General features: G+C 72.5%; 17 protein-coding genes. 5 read left to right on the forward strand and 12 right to left on the reverse strand.

Going from position 1 to position 23,329, the window contains the following annotated elements:
• The first annotated feature begins 7 nt into the window (after nucleotides 1-7).
• A complete protein-coding gene (locus tag KR546_RS10820) occupies nucleotides 8-901 on the forward strand; it encodes a fumarylacetoacetate hydrolase family protein (RefSeq protein ID WP_238444726.1) in 894 nt (297 codons plus the stop codon).
• Nucleotides 902-938: 37 nt separating this feature from the next.
• Here KR546_RS10820 and KR546_RS10825 read toward each other — a convergent pair whose 3' ends face one another.
• The 3 genes from KR546_RS10825 to KR546_RS10835 are packed head-to-tail and all read right to left on the reverse strand — an operon-like array spanning nucleotide 939 to nucleotide 5,289.
• On the reverse strand, nucleotides 939-3,176 hold the full coding sequence (locus KR546_RS10825) for a cyclic nucleotide-binding domain-containing protein (protein ID WP_238444727.1): 2,238 nt from the start codon (nucleotides 3,174-3,176) through the stop codon (nucleotides 939-941).
• Complete coding sequence (locus KR546_RS10830; protein ID WP_238444728.1) at nucleotides 3,173-4,261, reverse strand: ATP-binding cassette domain-containing protein; 1,089 nt, start codon at nucleotides 4,259-4,261, stop codon at nucleotides 3,173-3,175. The genes KR546_RS10825 and KR546_RS10830 overlap by 4 nt, the downstream gene beginning before the upstream one ends.
• Nucleotides 4,258-5,289: an FtsX-like permease family protein gene (locus tag KR546_RS10835; protein WP_238444729.1), complete on the reverse strand. Its 1,032-nt coding sequence runs from the start codon at nucleotides 5,287-5,289 to the stop codon at nucleotides 4,258-4,260. Before KR546_RS10835 ends, KR546_RS10830 begins: the two co-directional genes overlap by 4 nt.
• A gap of 224 nt (nucleotides 5,290-5,513) precedes the next feature.
• On the opposite strand from KR546_RS10835, the gene KR546_RS10840 reads away from it, so the two are divergent.
• Both KR546_RS10840 and KR546_RS10845 read left to right on the forward strand, forming a co-directional pair.
• On the forward strand, nucleotides 5,514-6,314 hold the full coding sequence (locus tag KR546_RS10840) for an MBL fold metallo-hydrolase (RefSeq protein ID WP_238444730.1): 801 nt from the start codon (nucleotides 5,514-5,516) through the stop codon (nucleotides 6,312-6,314).
• Nucleotides 6,315-6,321: 7 nt separating this feature from the next.
• Nucleotides 6,322-10,122: an adenylate/guanylate cyclase domain-containing protein gene (locus KR546_RS10845; RefSeq protein WP_238444731.1), complete on the forward strand. Its 3,801-nt coding sequence runs from the start codon at nucleotides 6,322-6,324 to the stop codon at nucleotides 10,120-10,122.
• 17 nt (nucleotides 10,123-10,139) lie between these two features.
• Here the strand turns inward: KR546_RS10845 and KR546_RS10850 are convergent, their stop codons facing one another.
• From KR546_RS10850 to KR546_RS10865, 4 genes are all read right to left on the reverse strand, one after another.
• Nucleotides 10,140-11,396: a hypothetical protein gene (locus KR546_RS10850; RefSeq protein ID WP_238444732.1), complete on the reverse strand. Its 1,257-nt coding sequence runs from the start codon at nucleotides 11,394-11,396 to the stop codon at nucleotides 10,140-10,142.
• A 176-nt stretch (nucleotides 11,397-11,572) separates the two neighbouring features.
• Nucleotides 11,573-12,517, reverse strand: a complete 945-nt coding sequence (locus KR546_RS10855) for a TIGR03619 family F420-dependent LLM class oxidoreductase (protein WP_238444733.1) — start codon at nucleotides 12,515-12,517, stop codon at nucleotides 11,573-11,575.
• Nucleotides 12,518-12,544: 27 nt separating this feature from the next.
• Nucleotides 12,545-14,017, reverse strand: a complete 1,473-nt coding sequence (locus KR546_RS10860) for an aldehyde dehydrogenase family protein (RefSeq protein ID WP_238444734.1) — start codon at nucleotides 14,015-14,017, stop codon at nucleotides 12,545-12,547.
• Nucleotides 14,018-14,059: 42 nt separating this feature from the next.
• Nucleotides 14,060-15,331, reverse strand: coding sequence for a cytochrome P450 (locus KR546_RS10865; RefSeq protein WP_238444735.1), 1,272 nt, complete (start codon nucleotides 15,329-15,331; stop codon nucleotides 14,060-14,062).
• 126 nt (nucleotides 15,332-15,457) lie between these two features.
• Between KR546_RS10865 and KR546_RS10870 the strand changes: the two genes are divergently transcribed.
• Entirely contained in the window at nucleotides 15,458-16,165 is a 708-nt protein-coding gene (locus tag KR546_RS10870) for a type 1 glutamine amidotransferase (protein ID WP_238444736.1), read from the forward strand.
• 140 nt (nucleotides 16,166-16,305) lie between these two features.
• Nucleotides 16,306-18,288, forward strand: a complete 1,983-nt coding sequence (locus tag KR546_RS10880; protein ID WP_274387948.1) for a multicopper oxidase family protein — start codon at nucleotides 16,306-16,308, stop codon at nucleotides 18,286-18,288.
• 19 nt (nucleotides 18,289-18,307) lie between these two features.
• Here KR546_RS10880 and KR546_RS10885 read toward each other — a convergent pair whose 3' ends face one another.
• The 5 genes from KR546_RS10885 to KR546_RS10905 all read right to left on the reverse strand — a co-directional run bounded on the left by KR546_RS10885 (nucleotide 18,308) and on the right by KR546_RS10905 (nucleotide 23,284).
• Entirely contained in the window at nucleotides 18,308-18,844 is a 537-nt protein-coding gene (locus KR546_RS10885) for a DUF3156 family protein (RefSeq protein ID WP_238444737.1), read from the reverse strand.
• On the reverse strand, nucleotides 18,841-20,286 hold the full coding sequence (locus KR546_RS10890) for an APC family permease (RefSeq protein ID WP_238444738.1): 1,446 nt from the start codon (nucleotides 20,284-20,286) through the stop codon (nucleotides 18,841-18,843). Before KR546_RS10890 ends, KR546_RS10885 begins: the two co-directional genes overlap by 4 nt.
• Before the next feature lie 100 nt (nucleotides 20,287-20,386).
• Nucleotides 20,387-21,166 carry a gamma-glutamyl-gamma-aminobutyrate hydrolase family protein gene (locus KR546_RS10895; RefSeq protein ID WP_238444739.1) on the reverse strand — a complete coding sequence of 260 codons (780 nt, stop codon included), beginning with the start codon at nucleotides 21,164-21,166 and terminating at the stop codon, nucleotides 20,387-20,389.
• 91 nt (nucleotides 21,167-21,257) lie between these two features.
• Nucleotides 21,258-22,745 carry an aldehyde dehydrogenase gene (locus tag KR546_RS10900; protein ID WP_238444740.1) on the reverse strand — a complete coding sequence of 496 codons (1,488 nt, stop codon included), beginning with the start codon at nucleotides 22,743-22,745 and terminating at the stop codon, nucleotides 21,258-21,260.
• Nucleotides 22,742-23,284, reverse strand: coding sequence for a MarR family winged helix-turn-helix transcriptional regulator (locus tag KR546_RS10905; protein WP_238444741.1), 543 nt, complete (start codon nucleotides 23,282-23,284; stop codon nucleotides 22,742-22,744). The genes KR546_RS10900 and KR546_RS10905 overlap by 4 nt, the downstream gene beginning before the upstream one ends.
• Nucleotides 23,285-23,329 lie beyond the last annotated feature (45 nt).

Below are 23,329 nucleotides of genomic sequence, written 5' to 3' on the forward strand. Positions count from 1 at the left end.
ACCGCCGATGACCGAGACCCGCCGCATCTTCCTGGACGGGGCCGTCGTGCCCGTCACCCGCCACGACGACGAACTGGTCGCCGGCGACGGGCGGCGGGTGTCGGTCGACGAGGCCGCCCACCTGGCCCCGGTCGAGCCGACCAAGGTGCTGGCCGTCCACCTCAACTACACCTCGCGGGTCGAGGAGTTCGGGGTCAGCCTCCCCCCGGCGCCGACCTACTTCCAGAAGCCCCTGTCGGCGCTCAACGGCCACCGGGGCGACGTGGTGCGGCCACGCAACTGCCGGTTCCTCAACTACGAGGGCGAGATCGCCATCGTGATCGGGCGCACGGCCCGTGGCGTGTCGTGGGACGACGCCTGGGACCACATCGCCGGCTACACGATCACCAACGACTACGGGTTGCACGACTTCCGCGACACCGACGCGGGGTCGATGCTGCGGGTCAAGGGCTCCGACACGCTGTGCCCGCTCGGGCCCGGACTGGTCACTGACTGGGACCCGCGCGAGGGCCAGGTCCTGCGCACGCTGGTCAACGGCGAGGTGGTGCAGGAGGCCTCGACCGACGAGATGACGTGGGACATGGCCTACCTGGTCGCCGACCTCGCCCGGTCGATCACCCTCCACCCGGGTGACGTGATCCTGTCGGGCACACCGGCCAACTCGCGCTCAGTGGAGCCCGGTGACGTCGTGGAGGTTTCTGTCGACGGCCTGGGAACGCTGTCCAACACCATCGTGGACGGCCCGCTGCCGGTGTCGGACGAGGTCGGGGCGCAGCCGACCGCGACCGAGCAGGTGCTGTCGACCGCCCGGGGTGGCGACTGGGAGTTCCGGGGCCAGCGCGCGCCCCACCCGACCGACTTCTCCACCGTGCCGGCGCCACGCCAGGACCCCCGCCGCTGAGGCGAGGTCCCGGTCGGTTCGTGGTCCCGGCGGGACCCTAGCCCGCGTCGTCGGCGTCCGAAGACGCGGTCGACGGCCCGGCGACCGTGGGCGCCCGACCCGTCCACCCGCCGGACGCCAGCCAGTCGTCGACGAGCGGCCCCGCCAGCTCGGCACCGCGCGCGATGACGGGGTCGATCACGTCGAACTCCAGCAGCCCGACGCCGCGCAGGTCGAGCTCGAGCACCAGGTCGACGGCCGCCTCGTCCAACACCCGGGTCCGGTCCCGCTGGGACCCGACCAGCATCGAGCGCATCAGCACCGAGGCGATGCCCGGGTAGCCACTGCGACCCCGCCCGACCGTTGCGCGCAGCGCCTGCCACCCCGACACCGACAGGCCGTAGTCGGACCGTGCGCGTGGACCCACCGGCGGTGCCACGTCCACCGCGATGATCGTGCCGCAGATGCCCTCGTCGGCGAGGACGTCCACCGGCAGGTTGTTGAGCACGCCCCCGTCGACCAGCAGGTCGGCGCCGTCGGGCACGGGCGGCAGGACACCCGGGATCGCGACGCTGGCGCGCACGGCCGGGGCCGTCGGCCCGGAACGATGCACACGGGTCCGCGACCGGGTGAGGTTGGTCGAGACGCAGAGGAAGGGCTTCCAGGTGTCCTCGAAGTCCCAACCGTCGAACTGCTCCTGGATCGAGCGGGTGATGCGCTCGCCCTTGACCAGCGACACGACCGGCACCGTGTAGTCCAGCAGGCCGGCGAACAGGCGGTGCAGGGCCGGTCCGAAGTCCTCGGGCGGCACCCCACAGGCCATCCCACCGGCGATCGGCGCGCCGATCGACGAGCCCGCGAGCACGTCGATGGGCACACCGCGCTCGGCCAGCACGCGCTGGACGCCGACGTGCGCGAACCCCCGCGCGCCGCCACCCCCCAGCGCCAGGCCGACCGCCCGACCCGCGGTGATCCGGGCAGCCCGGTCGAGGTCCTCCCGTCGGCCCGCCCGCGCATGCAACACGCGGTCGACGCCCAGCACGTCGCGCAGGGCCGCCGTGCCACGCGGCTGGGCGGTGTCGACGGGATGGACGACGACGGCGTTGGTCCGGGTCGCCGTGGCGATCCGGTCGGTCGCGGCGGCGACGGCGTCCCGCTCATCCCGATCGGGCGTGGGCGACACGACGAGCAGCACCCGGTCGGCCGTCCCGAGGGCCGCCCGGGCCCACGCATCGGCCCCGCGATCGACCTCCAGGACCGTGAAGTCGTGGGTCAGCTCGACCTCGTGGAGGTGGGCGGCGACCCGGCGGCTGCCCGGCTCGGACGGCTCGCTGGCGGCGATCCCGCGGACGCCGAGGTCGGCGTCGACCCGGGCCGCTGTCACGTGGGCGACCGTGCCGAACCGGCCCAGCGCCTCGGTGACCTGGGTCGTGACCACGCGGGCGTTCACGGCGGGGTTGGTCGTCACCACGGCGACGGTGGACACGACCCGGCGCTGGCCACGAGGGGGCCGGGCCATCCGCTCGACGAGCTGGCGGGTGATCCGCGCCATGGTGACGGGGTTGCGCGCCAACATCGCGTGGAAGGTTTCGGCGCGCAGCTCGGCCACGACCGAGTCGCGCACGGCGACCACGGTCGCCGAACGTGCCTCGCGCTCGAACAGGGCACCCTCGCCCACGACCTGTCCACGGCCGAGCCGGGCGACCTCGGTCTGCTCGCCGTGCTCGTCCCGGACGGTCACCGCCAGGCGGCCGGAGACCACCAGGAAGGCCGACTCGGCGACGTCGCCCTGGCACAACAGCACCTCGCCGGACGGCAGGCGGCGCAAGCCCAGTTCGGCGACGGCGGGCGCGAGCTGGGTCATCTCGGACAGGTCGGTGAACTCGGTCAGGACGCTGACGAGGGCGTTGCGGTCGACCCGCTCCGCGGCGCCCTCGGCCAGGCGCGCCGCCAGCTCGGGATGGGCGTCCAGCGCCGCGTGGGCCACGGCGGCCGGCACGAACGCCACCCGGACCGGCTCGGTCGCGGTGACGGTCGCCGTCGAGACACCCCCGGCCAGCAGGCTGATCTCGCCGACAAGGTCGCCCGGGCCGAGCCCACCCACGCGCAGGCCACCCCCGCGACCCTCGACGGTGGCCTCGAGGTGGCCGGACACCACCCGGTACAGCCCGTCGACGGCCTCGCCGTGACACGTCAACGTGTCGCCGACGGCCACGTCCCGCACGGCGACGTCGTCACCGAGCCGCGCGAACAGCTCGGCCACCCAGGCCCGGGCGTCGTCGTCGCCGGCGGTCACCGCGGGCCCGTGGGGCCGGCATCGGACGGGTGCCCGGGGAGGCGCCGGTCGGCAGTCGGTGGCCCGTCGCCACCCGCGACCCCGCCACCTCGCTCCAGCAGCATCCGGAACCCGTGCGGGGAGTGCGACGTGAGGCGGAGCTCACCGACGGCCCGCACCGACGCCGACCGCGGGAAGCCCAGCATGGCGCCGAGCTCGCCGAAGTACTGGCCCGGTCCGAGCACGGCGAGCGACTCCTCGCCACCGTCGGCCAGCTCGCGGTAGACCTCGGCCTCGCCCTCCTCGATCACGAACACCAGGCTCGCGTGGTCGTTCTGGTGGAACACCACCTCGCCGTCCGCGTAGGACACCACCGTGGCGCCGGCCTCGACCGGGTCGGCCTCGCCGGACATCTGGACGACCCGGTCGGCGGCCGGCATGAGCCTGGCGTCGTGCGACGACACCACGATGATGCGTCCCTCGTCCCGCAACTCGGTCAGCAGCCGGATGACGGACTGGGCCTGGATGTGGTCGAGGTTGGCGGTGGGCTCGTCGGCCAACAGCAGCACCGGATCGGTCACCAGGCCGCGGGCCACGGCGACGCGTTGCTGCTGGCCACCGGACAGGTGCGAGGGACGATGGTCCATGCGGTCGGCCAGGCCAACCAGCTCGAGCAGCTCGGTGGCCCGGGCCATCGCCTCGCGTCGGGACGCAGCCCGCGTGACCAGCAGCGGCATGGCGACGTTCTCGCGTGCGGTCAGCGATCCCAGCAGGTTGAAGCCCTGGAAGACGAACCCGACGTCGCGCCGTCGATAGGCGTCCAGCTCGGCGCCGCCCAGGCTGGTCACCTCGCGACCACCCACCGTCACCGACCCCGACGTCGGGGTGAGCATCCCGCCGATGCACGACAGGAGGGTCGTCTTGCCCGAGCCCGACGGCCCCAGGAGCACGACCAGCTCGCCGGGCCGGGCCACGAACGACAGCTCGTCGAGCACGCGCAGCCGGTAGCCGCCGGACTCGTACTCCTTCACCAGGTCACGCACGACCAGGTCGTGGTCGCCGGTGGCCCCGGGGCGCTCGACGGGGGTGGAGGTCGACGTCGTCATGCCCCGGCCCCCGCGAAGGCGGCGGCGGGGTCGATCCCGTTCACCCGCCGGATCCCGACCAGCGCGGCCAGCAGGCCCACCACGGCCGCGACCAGGGGGACCTGGACGTAGGCGTAGTCGGGCACCCGCACCGCCAGCGGGAAGACCGGTTCGACCAGCGTGGCGACGACGGCCGCCAGCGCGGCGGCGAGCACGGCGACCAGGATCGACTGCAGGGCGAGGCCCCCCATCAGCGGACGGGCGCCGGCGCCCACGGCCTTCATGATCGCGAAGTCGCGCTCCCGTTCGAGCGCGGACAGGTACACCACGGCGCCGACCACGATCGCGGCGACCGTCCACAGCAGTGCTCGGATGAGGTCGATCGACGCGACCGCGGACTCCAGCGGGCCGAGTGCGTCGTCGCCGACCTCCTGCGCCGTCAGCACCGTGGCGCCGTCGACGGGCCCGGGGTCGGCGGTCGTGAGGAAGGCCGACACCACCTGGTCGGTGTCGAACGACAGCTGCTGGGCGTCTGCGAGGTCCAGGAACACGAAGGGCAGGCCGGCCAGCACGGTGGTGTCCCGTGACAGCCCGACCACCTGGTGGTCCGCACGTCCGACCTCCACGACGTCGCCGACGGCCACGCCGAGGCTCTCGTCGACCACCACCTCGCCAGGTCCGCTGGCAGCGACGCCGTCCACCACCTCGGGACTGCCCAGCTCGCCGGCCAGGTGGCCGAACACGATGATCTCGCTGTCACTCCCGTCGGGCAGGAAGGCGGTTCCCCGGGACACCACGACCGGGGACGAGCCCTCGCCGACGTCGTCCCGGAGGTCGGCGGGAAGCACCGACACGGAGGTGAACGGCCCGGAGACCCCGTCGGCCACCACCCACCGGGCGGCCCCGATGCCCTCCACGGCCCGGTGCGGCTCGGTGTTGAGCTGGTGGACCAGGCCGGTCATGAGGAACAGCAGGGTGAGCACGAGCCCCACCAGCACCGTGACGACGACCACGCGACGGGCACGGTGCTGCAGGTCCCGGAAGGTCACGAGCAACAACGGCGGCCCCCCACGTCCCGTACGACGACGTACCCCTCGACGACCTGTCACGCTAGCGGTCGGACGAGCCCTTCGTCCGGGGGTCGCCCGACTTCTGCGCACCCCGCGGCGCCACGTCCGGCCAGCGACCACCGCGCCCCGGGTCCCACCCGAGGCGATCCCGAGGCCATCCCACTTGGGTAGCCTCCGCTCGAGCCCAGGGGAGGCGACAGCGGGTGTACATCGAGATCCACGGCGCGCGCGGCTCCATGCCGGTCGGCACCGCCGAGTTCAGCACCTACGGCGGTGACACGACCTGCTACTCGCTGCACCACGACGATGGCACGCTGATCGCCATCATCGACGCCGGCACCGGCCTGCGCCGGATCCTGCCGGCAACGATGTCCGCCGCGGAGACGTCCGGGCGTCCCGTCACGATCATCATCACCCACTACCACTGGGACCACATCCAGGGCCTGTCGATGTGCGCACCGATGTGGCGCGGTGACGTCGCCCTTCGCATCATCGGCCCGGGCGACCCGCGCCGGTGCATCGGCGAGGCGATCAGCCCGCCGTGGTTCCCGGCCTCGATCACCGACATGGACGTCGACTTCGTCCCGGCCGTCGACAGCTTCGTGCTCGACGACGTCGACGTGCGGTCGTTCCCCCTGCACCACCCGCAGGGTGGACGTGGCTACCGCTTCGACCACCAGGACACCTCGATCGTCGTGGCGACCGACCACGAGGCGGGCACCGACGCCGACCAGGTCCTGGTCGACGCGTCCCGGGGCGCAGGCGTGCTGGTCCACGACACCCAGTACCGGCCCGACGAACTGGCCGACAAGCGGGGCTGGGGCCACAGCACCTGGGAACAGGCCGTGGAGGTCGCCATCGCCGCCGAGGTCGACCAGTTGCTGTTCGCCAGTCACGACCCCTCGCGGACCGACGCACAGGTCGAGGAGATGGTGGCCGACGCTGCCGAGCGCTTCGGGGCGACGACCGCGGCCCGGCCCGGCTCGCGCTTCTGGGCCAAGTGAGCCCCACATGACCGGCGAGACCGGCACGCGCGCGTCGACGGACCCCGATCCGCTCGTGCGCCACCTCCCCCGGCTGGTGCGCTTCTGGGACGTCGAGGCCCCCGGGGAGCACCACCGCCAGATCCCGGGCTCCATGGCGTTCGTCGACGTGTCGGGATTCACCGAGCTGTCCGAACGGCTCGCCCGTCATGGCAACGTCGGTGCCGAGGAGATCACCCGGGTCATCGACACCACGTTCGACGAGCTGCTCCTCGAGGCCTACGCCCACGGTGCGAACCTGCTCAGCTTCGGCGGGGACGCACTCCTGCTGTTGTTCGAGGGACCCGGCCACGCCCCCCGGGCCGCTGCGGGCGCCCACGCGATGCGTGCCCGCCTGCGCCAGATCGGCCCGTTCCACACGCGCGACGGCGACGTCTCCCTGCGGATGTCGGTCGGGGTCCACACCGGACGATTCGACGTGTTCATGGTCGGACGCTCCCACCGCGAGTTCCTGGTGGCCGGCCCCGACACGACCCGCACGGTGCAGATGGAGGGTGCGGCAGGGCCGGGGCAGGTCCTGTTGAGCCCCGAGACCGCGGCGGAGCTCCCGGCCGCCAACCGTGGCCGGCCCGAAGGTCCCGGCATCCTGCTCCAGGGCGATCCAGTCGCGGAGACGCTGACCTTCCAGCCCGCCACGAGTCCCCCGATCGACCTCGCCCAGTTCGTGCCCGCCGCGCTGCGCACCGTCCTCGCCGCCGACCGGGTCGAGCCCGAGCACCGGCCGGCGACCATCGCCTTCGTCCACCTCGACGGCCTCGACGAGCTCCTCTCACAGCACGGCGCGGCGTCGGCCGCCACGGCGCTGGACGAGCTGGTCACGGCGATCCAGCGAGCGGCCGACGACCACGGTGTCACCTTCCTGGCCTCGGACGTGGCACCCGACGGCGCGAAGGTGATCCTGGCCACCGGGGTGCCCCAGGCCACGGGCAACGACCAGGAGCGGATGCTGCTGGCGCTGCGCGAGCTGTTGGGACGCGACCACCAGCTGCCGATCGAGATCGGCGTCACCAGCGGCCACGTGTTCAGCGGCGTGGTCGGTTCGGAGCAACGCCGGACCTACACGGTCATGGGTGACACGGTGAACCTGGCGGCCCGCCTGATGGCCGCGGCGGCGCCCGGCGAGCTGTACGCCACCCAGGGGGTCCTGGACGCCTCCCGCACCACGTTCGCGACCACGTCCCTCCCCCCGCTGCAGGTCAAGGGCAAGGCCGCCCCGATCACGGCCGTGGCGGTGGGCGACGCCGTGGGCACTCGGGACAGCTCCGACGAGGGACTGCCCCTGGTGGGACGCGAGGACGAGCTCGCGGCGCTGCTGGGCGCGTGGGACCGGGCAGCGGCCGGTGCACCCGGGACCACCGGCCTGACGGCCCCGGTCGGCATGGGCAAGTCCCGGGTCCTGCTGGCGTTCCTCGACGAGGCCGAGCCGGCCCGACTCGTGCGCGCCGAGTGCCGCCTGTACCAGGCCGCCACCCCGTACTTCCCCTTCCGCGCCCTGCTCCGACAGGCGCTCGGACTCCCCGAGTCGGACGGGGTGGCCGAAGCCCTGGCGGAGTCGGTGACCCGTCGTGCCCACGCGCAGCTGCCCTGGCTCGCCCTGCTGGGCGAAGTCCTGGGCGTGGAGGTCCCCCCGTCGCCCGAGGTCCGGGAGCTGGAGGACCGACATCGCCCGGCCCGCACCCGGGACGCCGTCCACGCCACCCTGTCGTCCGCCCTGTCCGAACCCACGGTCCTGCTCATCGAGGACACGCACTGGATGGACGACAGCTCGCGCGAGCTGCTGGCCGGACTGGGACGTGTCGTCACCGACGAGCCGTGGCTGTTCCTGCTGACCTCGCGGCCGCTCGAGACCGACGAGGACCCACCCTGGGACCACCACGTCGAGCTCGGTCCCCTGTCGGACGACGCGGCCTCCCGCCTGCTGGTCGCCGCCAGTGCCGACGACCCCCTCCTGCCCAGCCAGGTCACCGCCCTGGTGGAGCGTGGCGAGGGGCGCCCCCTGTTCCTCTTCGAACTCCTTGCCGCCCTCCAGCAGGGTCGTGACACCGAGGAGCTGCCCGACTCGGTCGAGCAGCTGATCGCCGCGCGGATCGACCGACTGGCCGCCGGGGACCGCAGCATGCTGCGACGGCTGGCGGTCCTGGGCACGGGGTTCCGGGTCGAGTACACCGCCTCGGTGCTGGACGAGGACACGGCCGGGCCCATGCAGCGCGACCTCGCCCTGGGCCGGCTGCGCCAGTTCGTGACCGCGGACGACCGGGGCTGGGTCCAGTTCCAGAACACGCTCGTCCGTGACGTCGCCTACGAGGGGCTGCCGTACCGGACCCGCACGACCCTGCACGCGCGGGTCGGCGACTCCATCCTGGCCAGCACCGGGGACCACCCGGAGGCGGAGGCCGAGCTGCTCTCGGTGCACTACCACCGCGCGCGGCGGTGGGACGACTCGTGGCGCTACTCCCGGATCGCGGGCGACACCGCCCGCTCCCTGTTCGCCAACCAGGACGCGGCGACCTTCTACCGCCGGGCCCAGGACGCCGCGCGCCACCTCGACCTGCCGCGTCGCGCGCGGGGCGAGGTGGCACTCGGGCTGGCCGAGGTCCTCGAGCGCGCCGGATTCCTGGACGACGCCCTCGGGGCCCTTGGCCGGGCGATGCGCCAGGTCGGCGACGACGACCTCCAGCGTGCCGAGATCCTCCTGCGTCGGGCCCAGGTCCGGATGCGCAAGGCGGCCTACCCCCAGGCACTGCGTGACACCGCGGTCGGGCTCCGCCTGCTCGAGGCCGCCGAGGGCCGGGAGGCCACCGGCCTGCGTGCACAGCTGCGGGCGCTGCGATCCTCGGTCCGCATGGCCCAGCAGCGACCGGCAGAGGCCCTGGCCATCGCCGAGGCGGCGATCGCCGACGCCAACGACGCGCAGCGCCGGGACGCGCTGGCCCGGGCATCGGCGATCATGGACTGGGCGTACTTCGTCCTGGGCGAGCCGGACCTGGCGACCCACTCCCCCGAGGCAGTGACCATCTACGAGTCACTGGGCATGCTGGACCGCGCGTCCGACGTGGTCAACAACATGGGTGGGTTCGCCTACTACCTCGGCGACTGGGACGGCGCGGTCGCGCACGTCGCGCGGAGCCGTGACCTGTCCGCCCGGGCCGGCAACGACGTCCAGGCGGCCTCGACCGGGGTCAACCTCGGCGAGCTGTTGGTCAGCCAGGGCCGGACCGAGGAGGCCGAGCCGGTCCTCGCGGAGTCGCAGCGGGTGCTGCAGGCGGCCGGCGACCGCGACGGGGCGATCAATGCCGAGCTCCAGATGGCTCGCCTGCTGCTCCGCCGGGGCGACACGGACCGCGCGCGGGAGATGCTGGCGGAGGTCCGGGCCCAGGCCAACGAGCTCGGGCAACTGCAGTTCGCCTACGAGGCGGTGCTCTACCTCGCCGAGTGCCTCGTGCGGGAGGGCGACGCCGACGACGCCCTGGACCTGGTCCACCGCGCGACCGAGCGGGCCGGGGAGCGCGCCGCGATGTTCCGTCCCCAGCGGGCACGGGTCGTCGCGCGGGCGCTGGTGGTGCTGGGACGCCTCGACGAGGCCGGCGACGAGCTCGCCGACGGACTGGCGGCTGCCCGCGAGGTCGGCCTGGCCTACGAGGAGGCGCTCCTGCGGGTGGCGCGGCTCGACCTCGCCAGCACGGGCGACGAGGCCGACCCCGAGGAGCAGGCCGCGGTCACCGCCCTGCTGGACGGCCTGGGCGTGCAGGAGGCGCGGGCCGCGGTGTGACCGCGACCCGCCGTCCGTCAGCCCCGGAACTTCCAGTCCCCGGCGAACACGACGTGCCAGGTGGTCAGGCCCTCCCAGGACTGGGTGACGTCGATCACGCAGCCCTCGTGTCCGGCCGGGATCGCCTCGTCGTTGAGCGAGCCGGTCGGCTCGTCGTCGAGGGTGAACGGGTCCTGCACGCAGCGAGGCATCTGCTTGAAGTTCGTGTACCCGTCGGTGCGGTCCGAGTCGTACTCGAGCACGGCGTCCAGCGGCGTGTTCAGCGGCTGGTCGAGGGTCAGGAACGCCTCGTAGATCGCTGCCTGGGCCGGCACCACCGGGTCGTCGACCTCGAACACCACCGAGTCCAGGCCACCCTCGACCGGATCGTTGGAGGTGACGAGCATCGTGTAGGGCTTCAGGACGCAGTCGCTGGCGACCGTGTTCTGGTACCGGATGATCGTGCCCACGATCGCCCCGTCCGACTCGCTGGCCGTGTCAGTGCCGTCGTCACAGCCGAGCAGGCCGTCGTAGGTGACCAGGTGGAACACCGTGTCGTACGCGGGGTCGGTCCCGAAGTCGTTGCCACCCTCGAGCGAGACCTCGCCTGCGACGGGGGTCAGCGTCAGCTCGTCGAACGGGCTGGCCGGCACGATGGTCACCCGGCAGTTGTCGCGGGGGCCCGAGTCCGGACCCGCATCGGAGTCGTTGCGGCAGTTGCCGACCGGCTGGGTGCTGGTCAACTCGAGCGAGAAGGGCTGGGTCGTCGTTCCGTCGACACCCTGGCCCGCCACGACGCTGCCGCCGGCTCGCACGTCGAAGGCCTGGACGAGGACGCCGTTGGAACGGGCCTCGACCAGCACGCGGGCGCTGCCCTTGAGCTCGAGGTCCAACGCGGCGGAGGACGCGGCGGGCACGCCGACCAGGCCGAGCGTGAGCACCTCGGTGGCGTCGATCCGGCCACACGGCGTTCCCTGCGAGCCACCCGACTTGATGCCCAGGCCGTTGTCGCTCAGGCCGGGACCACGACGGTTGCCGGACAGCGCGACCAGCGGCCCGTCGACCGACAGCTCGCACCGCGTCGGCGTGCCGACCTGGGTGGTCGGCGTCCCCGACGCGGGCGTGTGGACGAACGTGACCTGGCTGGTCGTGACGTCCATGCGCAACGTGGGACCGGCCGTGGTCTGCGAGGACCCGGCCGTGGGCACCATGAGCAGGACCATCGTGGCGACGAGCGCCAGCAGGACCCACCTCCCGGTGCTGGAGAAGCGAATCGAGCGTGTTCCCGTGGCCATCGTGGACCCCCTGGTCTCCGGTGCGCCTGCCATCCTCCGCCCGGGTTGGGCGACCCCCACGCACGCACCGTTCGGAGCGGATCGTACTCGCACGGGCCGACGTGTCCATCCGTCAGATGACGGACCCCGTCGAGGACGTCGTCACGCGCGCCCTCCACGGTCGTGGTCGAGGGCCCTCAGGCCGTCTCGCCCAGCCCCGCCACCACCCGTTCCCGGACCTCGCGGGCCCATGCCGGGAACGCCTCGACGTCGTCGAGGTACTGGCTGGGCTTGACGCACACCGTGCGCCACCCGGCGCGCACGCGCTCGACGACGTCGTCGACGAGCGGTCCGGTCGGGGCCGGTGTGTCGGCGTCCGGGAACCGACCCCGGGTCCCACCGACGCGCTCGATGTCCGCGGGATCACGACCGGCCGCCTCCAGCGCCGTCTCGAGCTGGTCGATCTCGTCCTGCGAGGGTGTCCCGAGGGGGTTCCAGCCATGCCCGTGGTCGACCAGCCGGCGCAGGATGGCGGGGTGCAGGCGCTGGCCCCCGAACCACAGCCGGGGCCCGGAGGCCCGCCACGGCTGGGGCTGCACGTGGATGTCGTCGAAGGCGAAGAACTCGCCGTGGTGGCTGGCGGGCTGGTCGCGCCACACCGTGGCCAGCACCGCCAGCTGTTCGTCGAGGATGGCACCGCGACGGTGGAACGGCACCCCCAGGGCGTCGTACTCGGCCTCGTGCCAGCTGACGGTGGGCTGGACCACCAGGCGGCCCTCGCTGAGCCGATCCAGGGTGGCGACCTGGGTGGCGAGGTGGAGCGGATGGCGCAGGGGTGCGATCACGGCGGACGCCGCCAGGCGCAGCGAGGTCGTGGCCGAGGCGATCGCGCCGAGCAGCACGAACGGGTCCGGCCAGGTCATGTCGGGGTCCTGGTTGCCCGGGTAGGCGTAGTCGCGGGGATTGGCGGGCAGGCCCCGCGCGTCCGCTCCCCGACCCAGCACCACGTGTTCGGAGACCATCACGGTCGCCCACCCGGCGGCCTCCGCCGCGACCGCGAGGTCCACCAGCCCCCGCAGGTCCTCCGCAGGTGTCATGGTCCAGTTCTCGGTCAGGACGAGGACCAGGTCGACGTCGTCCATGCACCCCTCCGTCGCGTGGTGGCGGGCTCAGCCGGTGGACCCGTCGAGGATCTGCAGGGTCTTGAGGTCGGCGTGGAACTCCAGGGCGAAGTCGCCACCCTCGCGCCCGATGCCCGAGATCCGGCACCCGCCGAACGGGGCGGTGAGGTCGCGCACCAGGAAGGTGTTGACCCAGACCGTGCCGGCACGCACGCCCTCGCCGACCCGTACGGCGCGCTCCTGCGACCCGGTGTAGACGATCGCGGACAGGCCGTACTCGGTGGAGTTGGCCAGGGCGATGGCCTCGGCCTCGTCGGCGAACGTCTGGATGGTCAGGACCGGTCCGAAGACCTCGCGCTGGACGACCTCGGACTGGTTGTCCCGTGGGCGCACCAGCGTCGGCTCGACGTACAGGGGGCCGAGGTCGGCCCGGCCACCGCCACGCAGGATCTCGTCGCCGTTGTCGCGCGCACGCTCGACGAACCCCAGGACCCGCGCGACGTGGTCGGGGTGCACCATGGGGCAGATGTCGGTGTCGGGATCGGTCGACGGGCCCAGCACGAGGTCGTCGACGTGGGCGTGGAAACGCTCGAGGAACTCGTCCACGACCGACTCGTCGACCAGCAGGCGCGTGCCGGCGAGGCAGACCTGGCCGCTGTCGTCGTACTGCCATGCCGCCTTCTTCGCGGCGGCGTCGAGGTCGGCGTCGGCGAACACCAGCAACGGACCCTTGCCCCCCATCTCGGCGGTGAACGGGACCAGGTTCTCGGCCGCGGCCCTCCCGATCAGGCGGCCGGCCTCGGGCGAGCCGGTGAACGAGATTCGCCGAGCCCGGCGGTCGGCGACCAGGGCGGCCCCGACCTCCTCGCCGATGCCCTGGACGATGTTGAGCACGCCCGGCGGCACGCCGGCCTCGTCGGCCAGGTCACCCAGCAGGGACGCGGTCAGCGGGGACCACTCCGCCGGCTTGAGCACGACCGGGTTGCCGGCGGCCAGCGCCGGCGCGACCTTCCAGGTCGACAGCATCCAGGGGGCGTTCCAGGGGGTGATGACGACCGCCGGCCCGGCCGGCATCCGGATCACCCGGTTGTGGGTGCCCTTGGAGTCCCACTCGCGCTCGACGTGGTCGCGGGCGAGGTCGGCGTAGTTGCGGAAGTTCTCGGCACCACGGTGGACCAGTCGTGCCCGCATCGACTGGAGGTTGAAGGCCATGTCGGTGGCCTCGACCTGCGCGATCGGCTCGACGTGGTCGTCGATCACGTCGGCGAGGCGGTGCAGGACCTCGGCCCGGCCAGCGGGCCCGCGGTCGGCCCAGTCGTCGGCCGCCGCGGTCGCCGCGGCCATGGCCAGGCTGGCGATCTCGTCGTCGCCCCGGGCGACCTCGCCCAGGACGGTGTCCCAGTCGTTGGGCGAGCGGGTCTCGAAGGTCGTGGGCGAGTCGACCCGCTCCCCGTCGACGTAGTGGCACATCGACACCTCGACACCCGCCACCTCGACCCGTCGGTCCTGGTCGTGACTCATCGTCGCTTCCTCTCGCGCAGTAGGTCCTGGCGCAGTCCGTGGTCAGGTCGGGTCGTCGACGGCCACGGGCAGGTGCTTGATGCCGGAGATGAAGTTGGACCGCAGCCGCTCGACGCTGCCGTCGATGGTGAGGCGGTCGAGCACCGGGAGCAACTCCTCGAACGTCACCTTCAGCTCCGCCCGGGCCAGCCACTCCCCCAGGCAGCGGTGTGGTCCGCCCCGTCCGAACGCGAGGTGGCGGTTGTCCTCGCGGGTGATGTCGAAGCGGAACGGGTCGGGGAACTGGCGCTCGTCGTGGTTGCCGCTGATCCACCAGAGCACGACCTTGTCGCCCTCCCGGATGGTCCGGCCGTGCAGCTCGACGTCCTTTGTGGCGGTGCGACGGAAGTGCATCGTCACCGACGACATCCGCAGCATCTCCTCGACCGCCTGGTCCAGCAACTCGTCGGGCCGCTCCTGCAGCAGGCCGAGCTGGTCCGGGTGGTCCAGCAGCAGTTGCAGCCCGGCGGCCATGGTGTAGCGGGTGGTGTCGTTGCCGGCCGCGACCAGCAGGGTGAAGAAGTTCTTGAACTCCAGGTCCGACAGTGGCTCACCGTCCATCGTCGGCGCGAGCAGCTGGGTGATGACGTCGTCGGTCGGGTGCTCCCGACGCTCGCGTGCGATCTCGGCGGCGTACTCGAACAGCTCGACGCCCGCGGGTGACCGGAACGGCATGAGTCGGTGGTCGTCGTGGGTGACTTGGTCGACGACGTGGTCGGTGAACTCGGGGTCGGTGTTGCCGATCATCGCGTCACCACGGTCGACCAGGAAGCGGTAGTCGGCCTCGGGGGCGCCCAGCAGCTTGCCCAGCATCCGCATCGGCAGCTGTCGGGCGACCCGGGTGACGAAGTCGAACCGGCCCGCGGGCAGCGCGTCGTCCAGCACCTGGCGGGCGAGCAGCCGGATCGCGTTCTCGTAGGAGGCCACCGTGCGTCGGGTGAAGCCGCCCATGACCAGGCGACGCAGCCGGGTGTGCTCGGGTGGGTCGAGCTCCATCATCGTGCGTCGTGCCGCCAGTTCCTCGTCGTCCATCTCCTCGAGCCGGATCCCGTGGGACGACGACATCGTGCGGAAGTCCTTGTTGAGCGCGATCACGTCGTCGTAGCGCGTGATGGACCAGAACCCGGCGCCGTCGTGCTCGGGTGTCCAGCTGACCGGGTCGGTGTCGCGCAGTCGCTGGAAGGTCGCATGCGGCACCCCGGCGCGGTACACGTCCGGGTCGGTGAGGTCGAGGTGGCGGTCCCCCCAGACGATCGTGTCGACCGGCGTGGGCATCGATGTCCTCCGTCTGGGCGGATCGCGTCCACCCTAGCAGTGGTCGTTCGTGCCCGAACGACTATCGTGGCCGTCGTCCTGCCGGGAGGCGATCCCGGCCGGCGAGTCCCCCGGGAGGCATGGCCAATGCGCGTGGTGTTCCTGCAGCACGACCCCGGGTCACGCCCGGGCCTGCTGGGCGACGCCCTGGTCGATCGCGGCGCCACCGTCGAGCGCCTGGCGATGGCCCCGTCCATCCACGACGCCACCTTCACCGGCCCCCTGCCGGTCGTCGGCGACCACGACCTGGTCGTCCCGCTGGGCGCGATCTGGTCGGTCTACGACACGGCGCGCCTGTCGTCGTGGATCGACCGCGAGCTCGCGTGGCTGGGGGACCTGGACCGTGCCGGCGTGCCCGTCCTGGGCGTGTGCTTCGGAGGCCAGGCCCTGGCCGCAGCACACGGCGGCACCGTCGAGCCGATGGGCACGATGGACATCGGCTGGTCGACCGTCACCAGCACGGATCCACACCGGATCCCGGCGGGCCCGTGGATGCAGTGGCACGGTGATCGCTTCCTGCCTCCCCCCGACGCCACCGTGCTGGCCACGTCCTCCGTCGGGGTCCAGGCCTTCACGCTGCGTCGCAACCTGGGCCTGCAGTTCCACCCCGAGGTCACCACCGACATCGTCGGCCACTGGATGGACCTGGGCGGCCCCCATGCCGACGCCGCGGCCGAGGCCGCCGGCACGTCACGCACCGAGGTCCTGGCCGACACCTCCGCCCAGCGGGACCGCGCCCGGGCCGACATCGACACGATCCTGGACTGGTGGCTCCCGACCGTCGACCTGGGTTGAGCATCGGGCCCGCCGGGGGGCCGCAAGGGGCGACCGGCGCGTCGTGACACGGCTGGTGGACTCTGTCCGGTGCCGCCCTGGGACGGCATGCTCGGCGTGACGGCCGGACCACGTTCGGCCGCGGGGTCGGGGGGTCGATCATGGATCTGCACCAGCGCAACCTGTCACGTCGCGACCTGCTGCGGTGGGGGGCCACTGCGACGGCCGGCCTGTTCGTGGCCACCCACACCGGCTGGCGCCCGGTCGGGGCGGTGGCGGCCCCCCTGCGACCGCCCCTGTCGGACCCGGCGGCGCAACCGAAGTTCCTCGACGAGGTGCCCAACGCGCTCGACCCGGGGTTCCGGTTCGCTCCGGACGCCGCCGGGGAGTACCACGTGGGCGTGGCCCCGGCATGGCACCACACCGGCCTGGTCAACAGCAGCGGCACCCCCGTCCCGACGCGGGTGTTCGGCTACGGCGCGGACGGGCTCCACACCTGGCCCGGCCGCACCTTCGAGGTGGTGTCGGGCTCGGGTGGCGGCGAGGCCGTGGTGCACTGGTACAACCAGCTGTTCGGCATCTCCGAACACCTCGTCCCGGTCGACACCAGCCTGCACTGGGCCTACTCGTTGCACGGCTACGAGTCCCGCACGATCGACGAGGACGGCATCCCGATCGTCGTCCACCTGCACGGCGGCCACAGCGACTTCCAGTACGACGGCAACCCGGAGTTCTTCTGGTCGCCGGGGGAGGTCGTCACGGGGCCGCAGTGGGAGCTGGTCCCAGGCGGCTTCACCAACCGGTTCGTCTACGACACCGAGGTGCCGGCCGGCACGCTGTGGTACCACGACCACGCCCTGGGGATCACGCGGCTGAACGTCTACGCCGGCATGGCCGGGTTCTTCATCGTCCGCGACGACCAGGACACCGGCACGGCCGACAACCCACTCGGGCTGCCGGCGTTCCCCTACGAATACGCGCTGGCGATCCAGGACCGCATGTTCCGGAAGGGCGGCCAGCTGTTCTACCCGGCCCTTCCGCCGGACCCGGCCTGGGCCGACTTCATCACCGGCGAGGGGCTGGCCAACGGTGACGTCCCCAAGCCATCGGCCCTGGCCGAGTTCTTCGGCGACCACATGGTGGTCAACGGCAAGATCTGGCCGAAGGCGAGCGTCGAGCCGCGCCACTACCGGCTGCGCCTGCTCAACGGCTGCGACAGCCGCTTCCTCGTCGTCCAGTTCCGGCCCGTCGCGCCCGACGCGACCGACCTGTCCGGCGCTGGCGAACCGCTGGCCTTCCACGTGATCGGGAGCGACCAGGGGCTGGCAACGGCGGCGACCGAGGTCGACACGCTGGTCGTCGAGCCCGGTGGGCGCTACGACGTGGTCGTCGACTTCTCGGACCTGGCCGGCGGGCGCGTGGTCATGGCAAACGTCGGCGGGGACGCCCCCTTCGGCGGGGACTTCGGCGACGACCTCGACGCCGACGACCTGTTCCCGGACCGCCAGACCGACCGGATCATGGCCTTCGACGTGGTCGTGCCCCTGGCCCTCCACGTCCCCGACGTGTTCGACCATGACGCGATCGCGGCGCCTCCGCCGGTCCCGGCCGCAGCCACGACCACCCGCAGGGTCGCGCTGTTCGAGGGCCGCGACCAGTACGGACGACTGCAGCCGCTGCTGGGCACGGCCGAGGGGGTCGTCGACGCCAGCGGCGAGAGCGTCGCGGGCGCGATCCCCTGGCACGCCCCGACGACCGAGCGGCCCGCCCTGGACGACACCGAGGTCTGGGAGGTCTACAACGCCACCGGCGACGCCCACCCCGTCCACCTCCACCTGGTCAACTTCGCGATCCTCGACCGCCACGAGTTCACCGCGGACGTGGTCGAGCAGCCGATCCTGCAGCACGACGGCACCACGGGCGTGGGGTTCCGGCTCGAGGACATCGCGGTCGGCGCCGCGGTCGACCCAGGTCCTGCCTACGTCGAGAAGGCCCCCAAGGACGTGGTGACGGCGCTGCCGGGCCAGGTCACCCGGATCCGGGCGACCTTCGACAAGCCCGGGCGCTACGTCTGGCACTGCCACATCCTGTCGCACGAGGACCACGAGATGATGCGGGTGCTGGAGGTGGTCGGCCCCGCGTGAGGTCGACGGCCCCGACGGGTCAGGCGACCCCGAAGCAGGCGTCCAGGGCGTCCACGGTCGCCAACAGGGCATCGCGCTGGTCGTCGTGGAGCCGGACGTAGGTCGTGGTCGGCGGGACCCGCATCCGGGTCATGGAGGCACCCATCAACACGATCCGTGCCAGCAACCGGCCGTCCTCCTCCACGACCGTGAAGTCGGTGAAGTCCAGCGGCAGCATCGCGGCGACGAGATCACCCGACCCGCGCAGCCGAGCCGCCAGCCGCCGTGCGGGCTCGCCGCCGTTCTCGACCGCCACGCGGATGCCGGTCCGTCGCGCCATGCCCGTGTGGCCGACGCGCAGCTGGACCGGCCGCCCGCCGGCCGCAGCGCGGTCGGGACCGGTGACGACGAAGGCCGTCTCGGTGATGCGCAACAGCAGCCGACCCCGGGTGGTCACGTGCAACTCGAGCGGTCGGCCGTCGACCTCGACGACCGCACGCGACACCGCGACCCGGTCGACGGCGGTGGGCGCCAGGTCGGCCAGGACCCGCGCCAGCACCGCGTCGACGTCGCTCACGGGAGCCGGGCTGCCTCGCCCAGCTCCTCGGCCGCCAACTCCTCGGGCGAGGCCCGACCGAACAGCGGCAGCTTCGACACCAGCGCGATCTGCACGTAGGCGATGACGGCGGCCACGCCCGCCATGACGAAGAACCGCGTGTAGATCTCGCCGCGGGTCAGCCCGGGCGGCGCGATGAACCACAGCGTCACCGCCATGCCGATCGTCGCCAGGATCGGCGGCAGCGGGTACAGCGGCATGCGGTAGGGCCGGGCCAGGTCGGGCCGGGTCGAGCGCAGCACCATCATCGAGATGTTGACCAGGATGTAGGCCACCAGCCAGGCACACACCCCGGCGAGGATGAGCACGAAGATCGAGTCGATGTCGCCCTGGATCACGATCGCGTAGACACCGGGGAGCAGCATCGCCAGCACGATCCCCACGACCGGGGTGCGCCAGCGGGGGTGCAGCCAGGCGAAGACGTGGGGGAAGGTCCCGTCCTTGGCCATGCCGTAGAGGATCCGGGGGATCCCCGCCAGCAGGGTGTTGAGGGTGGCTGCGCCGGCGAACAGCACGGCGATGGCGAGCCACCACCGGCCGAAGTCGCCCAGCACGGCCTCGCCGAACGCCGGGATCGGCAGCGGCGTGTCGAACAGGGTCAGCCCGGACGCCTCGTCGAGGACCTCGTTGGGGACCTGGCGGGTGATGCCGGCGCCGTAGACGAACATCGCGAAGGCCACGGCGACCAGTCCGACGAACATCGCCCGGGGCAGGTTGCGGGTCGCGTCGCGCAGCTCGGTGGCCAGCGGCGTCACGAACTCGACCCCGACGAACAGGAACATCGCCAGCCCGACCATCGACAGGACCGCGGTCAGGTCGGTGCCGATCAGCGAGGCCCCGAAGAACCCGTCGAGGTCCGCCACCGGGGCCTTGAGGATCCCGATGATCCCGAACAGGGCGACGGTCATCCACATGACCGCGGTCAGCACCACCTCGAAGGCCCCGTAGACCTCGATCCCGAGGATGTTGACGATCCCGAAGATCACCAGGACGCCCACGCCGATCATCCAGGTCTGCTCCGGCGCCATCGACTCCAGGAACGGGAAGTTCACCTGGGCGAACAACCCGATCGAGGCGGTCTCGGCCGTGCCGGCGAACAGGTGGACCAGCAGGTAGCCGACGATCGTGCCGGTGGCGGCGACGAAGCGGCCCAGCCCGGCGTTGATGTAGTCGTAGGTCGATCCCGCCAGTGGCATCACGGTGCCGGCCTCCGAGAAGACCATCACCTGGAACAGCATCACGACGAACGCGATCAGGATGGCGATGGCGAACACGCCACCACCGACGCCGAAGCCCTGGGTCGCCGTCAACAGGACCGACGAGGCGATGATCAGCCCGATGGCCGTGGCCAGCGCGGTCGGGAACCCGATCGCTCCCTGCTGCAGGATGTCGCGCTCGCCCATGGTCGTTGCCCTCCCTCGACGACGCCCGACGACGCCTCGCCGAACCCTAGAGCGGGAACGTTTGGATGGCAACGACCTTGCCAGACATGGCCCGGACGGACTACTCGGACGTGCCCTTGGCCGTGCCGACCAGCCAGTCGAACAGGGGCCGGTCGGTGGCGTAGATCTTCTCCGGGTGCCACTGGACGGCCAGGCACCGGGGCCAGTCGACCGGTTCGAGCGCCTCGACCACCTCGTCGTCGGCACGCGCGGTGACGACCAGCCCCTCCCCCACCCGGCCCACACCCTGGTGGTGGATCGCGTTGGCGACGCGACGCCCGGGACCGAACACGCCTGCCAGCCGCGATCCCTCGGCGACGGTCACGTCGTGACGCATGGCGAGCACCTCCGCGGGTGCGGGGATCGGAGGATGGGGCGATCCGGGTGCGGTGACGTCCTGGCGGAGGTCACCGCCGTACGCGACGTTGAGGAGTTGCATCCCCCGGCAGATCGCCAGGGTCGGCAGGTCACGGGCCCGCGCCTCGGCCAGCACGGCCAGTTCGACGCGATCGGCGTCGGGATCGTTGTCGTGGACGTCGATGGGCTCGGCGCCGTAGCTGGACGGGTCCACGTCGCCGCCGCCGCACACCACCAGGGCGTCGACGGCGTCGAGCACGGCCGGGACGTCGTCGACTTCGACGTGCGGGAGCAGCACCGGGACACCGCCCGACTCGCGCACCGACGCGACGTACTCGGCGGCCAGGGTGTACAGGTCGGTGGCGTCGGAGACGTAGGTGTCCAGCGGCCGCCGCCACATCGTCATCAGCACGACCGGGCGACGCCGGCTCGCGGTCGCCACGTCGTCCTCCACGCCTGCCTCGGGCGCGTCCCGACGGCTCACAGCGCGATCCATGTCGTCGCCCGCCCTCGCTGCGCTCCGGCGGGTTGGAGAACTCGCTGCGCTCGTTCTCCCGGCGAGGCGCGGTCCGGGATCACAACGCGATCCATGTCGTCTTGAGGGCGGTGAACTTGTCGATGGCGTGGACGGACTTGTCGCGGCCGTTGCCGGACTGCTTGCGACCGCCGAACGGCACGGACAGCCCACCCTCCTCGTAGCAGTTGACCCACACGGTGCCGGCGGTGATCGCCCGCGACACCCGGTGGGCCCGGGACAGGTCCGACGTCCACACCCCCGCCGCCAGTCCGTAGGGCGTGTCGTTGGCCAGCCGGACCGCCTCCTCCTCGTCGTCGAAGGCGATGATCGACAGCACCGGCCCGAAGATCTCCTCGCGCGCGATCCGGTGGTCGTTGTCGACCCCGCCGAACACCGTGGGCGCGAGCCAGAAGCCCTCGGGACCGGCGGTGTCGGGTGCCTCGCCGCCCACCAGCAGGTCGGCCTCGTCACGCCCGATCGCCACGTACTCACGGATCGTGTCGAGCTGACGGGCCGACACGATCGGGCCGGTCTCGGTCGCCTCGTCCAACGGATCGCCCACGACCCGCGACCGGGCCCGGGCCACGACCTTGGCGGTCACCTCGTCGAGCACCTCGCGCTGCACCAGCAGCCGCGACGGCGCCGTGCACATCTCGCCGCTGTTGAAGAACACGCCCCACGCTGCCATGTCGGCCGCCACGTCCAGGTTGGGCGCGTCGGCGAACACGACGTTGGGGGACTTGCCGCCCAGCTCGAGCCAGACCGGCTTGAGGTTGGAGTCGGCGGCGGCGTGCAGCAGCGATCGACCCGTGGCCCCCGACCCGGTGAAGGTCAGCGTGTCGACGTCGTCGTGGCGGGCCAGCGCGTCGCCCGCGACGGGGCCACGTCCGGGCAGCACGTTGAGCACGCCGTCGGGCAAGCCGGCCTCGGTCGCGAGCCGGGCGACCTCCAGCATCGACGTGGAGGTGTACTCGGCGGGCTTGAGGACCACGGAGTTGCCGGTGGCCAGGGCCGGCCCGAGCTTCCAGCCGGCCATCGTCAGCGGGAAGTTCCACGGCACGATCGCCCCGACCACCCCGACCGGCTCGCGCGTGACCAGGGCGAGCTCGTCCGGCCCGGTGACCGGCAGCTCGTCGACCAGCTTGTCGGCCAGCTCGGCGTACCACCGGATGGTCTTCAGCAACGCCGGGACCTCGATGCCACGGGTGTCGCCGATGGGCTTGCCCATCTCGGTGGTCACCAGCAGGGCGAGGTCGTCGGCATGGGCCTCGACCAGGTCCGCCCACGCGAGCATCACGTCACGCCGGTGGGACGGGGACGTGCGCGACCAGCGTCCGTCGTCGAACGCCCGGCGGGCGGCGGCCACGGCCCGGTCGACGTCGGCCGGCCCGGCCGCCGCGACCGTGGCCCACGTCACGCCGGTCGCCGGGTTGACCTGCTCGAGTGGGTCCTCGGTGCCGTCCGGGTCCCGCCAGTCGCCGTCCACGAACAGGCGCGTGGGAGCCGACAGGTCGGCGGCGGCGCGGTGCCAGGTGCCGGTGGTCATGGTGCGTCCTCCTCCAGGGCGGCGACGAGGTGGCGCAGGCCCCGCACCAGCGCAGCCTGTTCGTCGGGTGCGACGAGGTCCGCGATCGCCCGCTCCTCGGCGTTGAAGACGGGGAAGGTGTCGGTGATCAGGTCGTGGCCCGCGTCGGTCAGGGCGATCGACACCAGCCGCCGGTCGTCGTCGTGGCGACGACGCACCACCAGCCCACGTCCCGCGAGGGTGTCGACCACCCCGGTCAGCGTGCCCTTGGTGACGTCGGCCTCGACGGCCACGAACCGGGTCTCGCGTTCGCCCCAGATCCACAGCACCCACAGCACCTTGAAGGCCGTCCACGACAGGCCCGCCCGCCGCAGGGCGGCCTGCTCGAGCCGTCGTCGCATGGCCGTGGCGACCCGGAACACGTTGGAGGCCAACGCCGTGGCCTCCAGGTCGTGGTCGGCGTCGGCCAGCCTCGACAGGACCGCCTGCTCCTGTGCGCCCAGCTCGTCGGACTGCACGGCCAGGTCGTCGAAGTCGGCCAGGTCGGGCAGGTCCGTCACGTCCGGGACTCCTCTCGCCCAACGGTCGTCGGGCCGATGACCAGC

It is taken from the genome of Salsipaludibacter albus (genome assembly GCF_019798055.1).
Lineage (GTDB): Bacteria > Actinomycetota > Nitriliruptoria > Nitriliruptorales > Nitriliruptoraceae > Salsipaludibacter > Salsipaludibacter albus.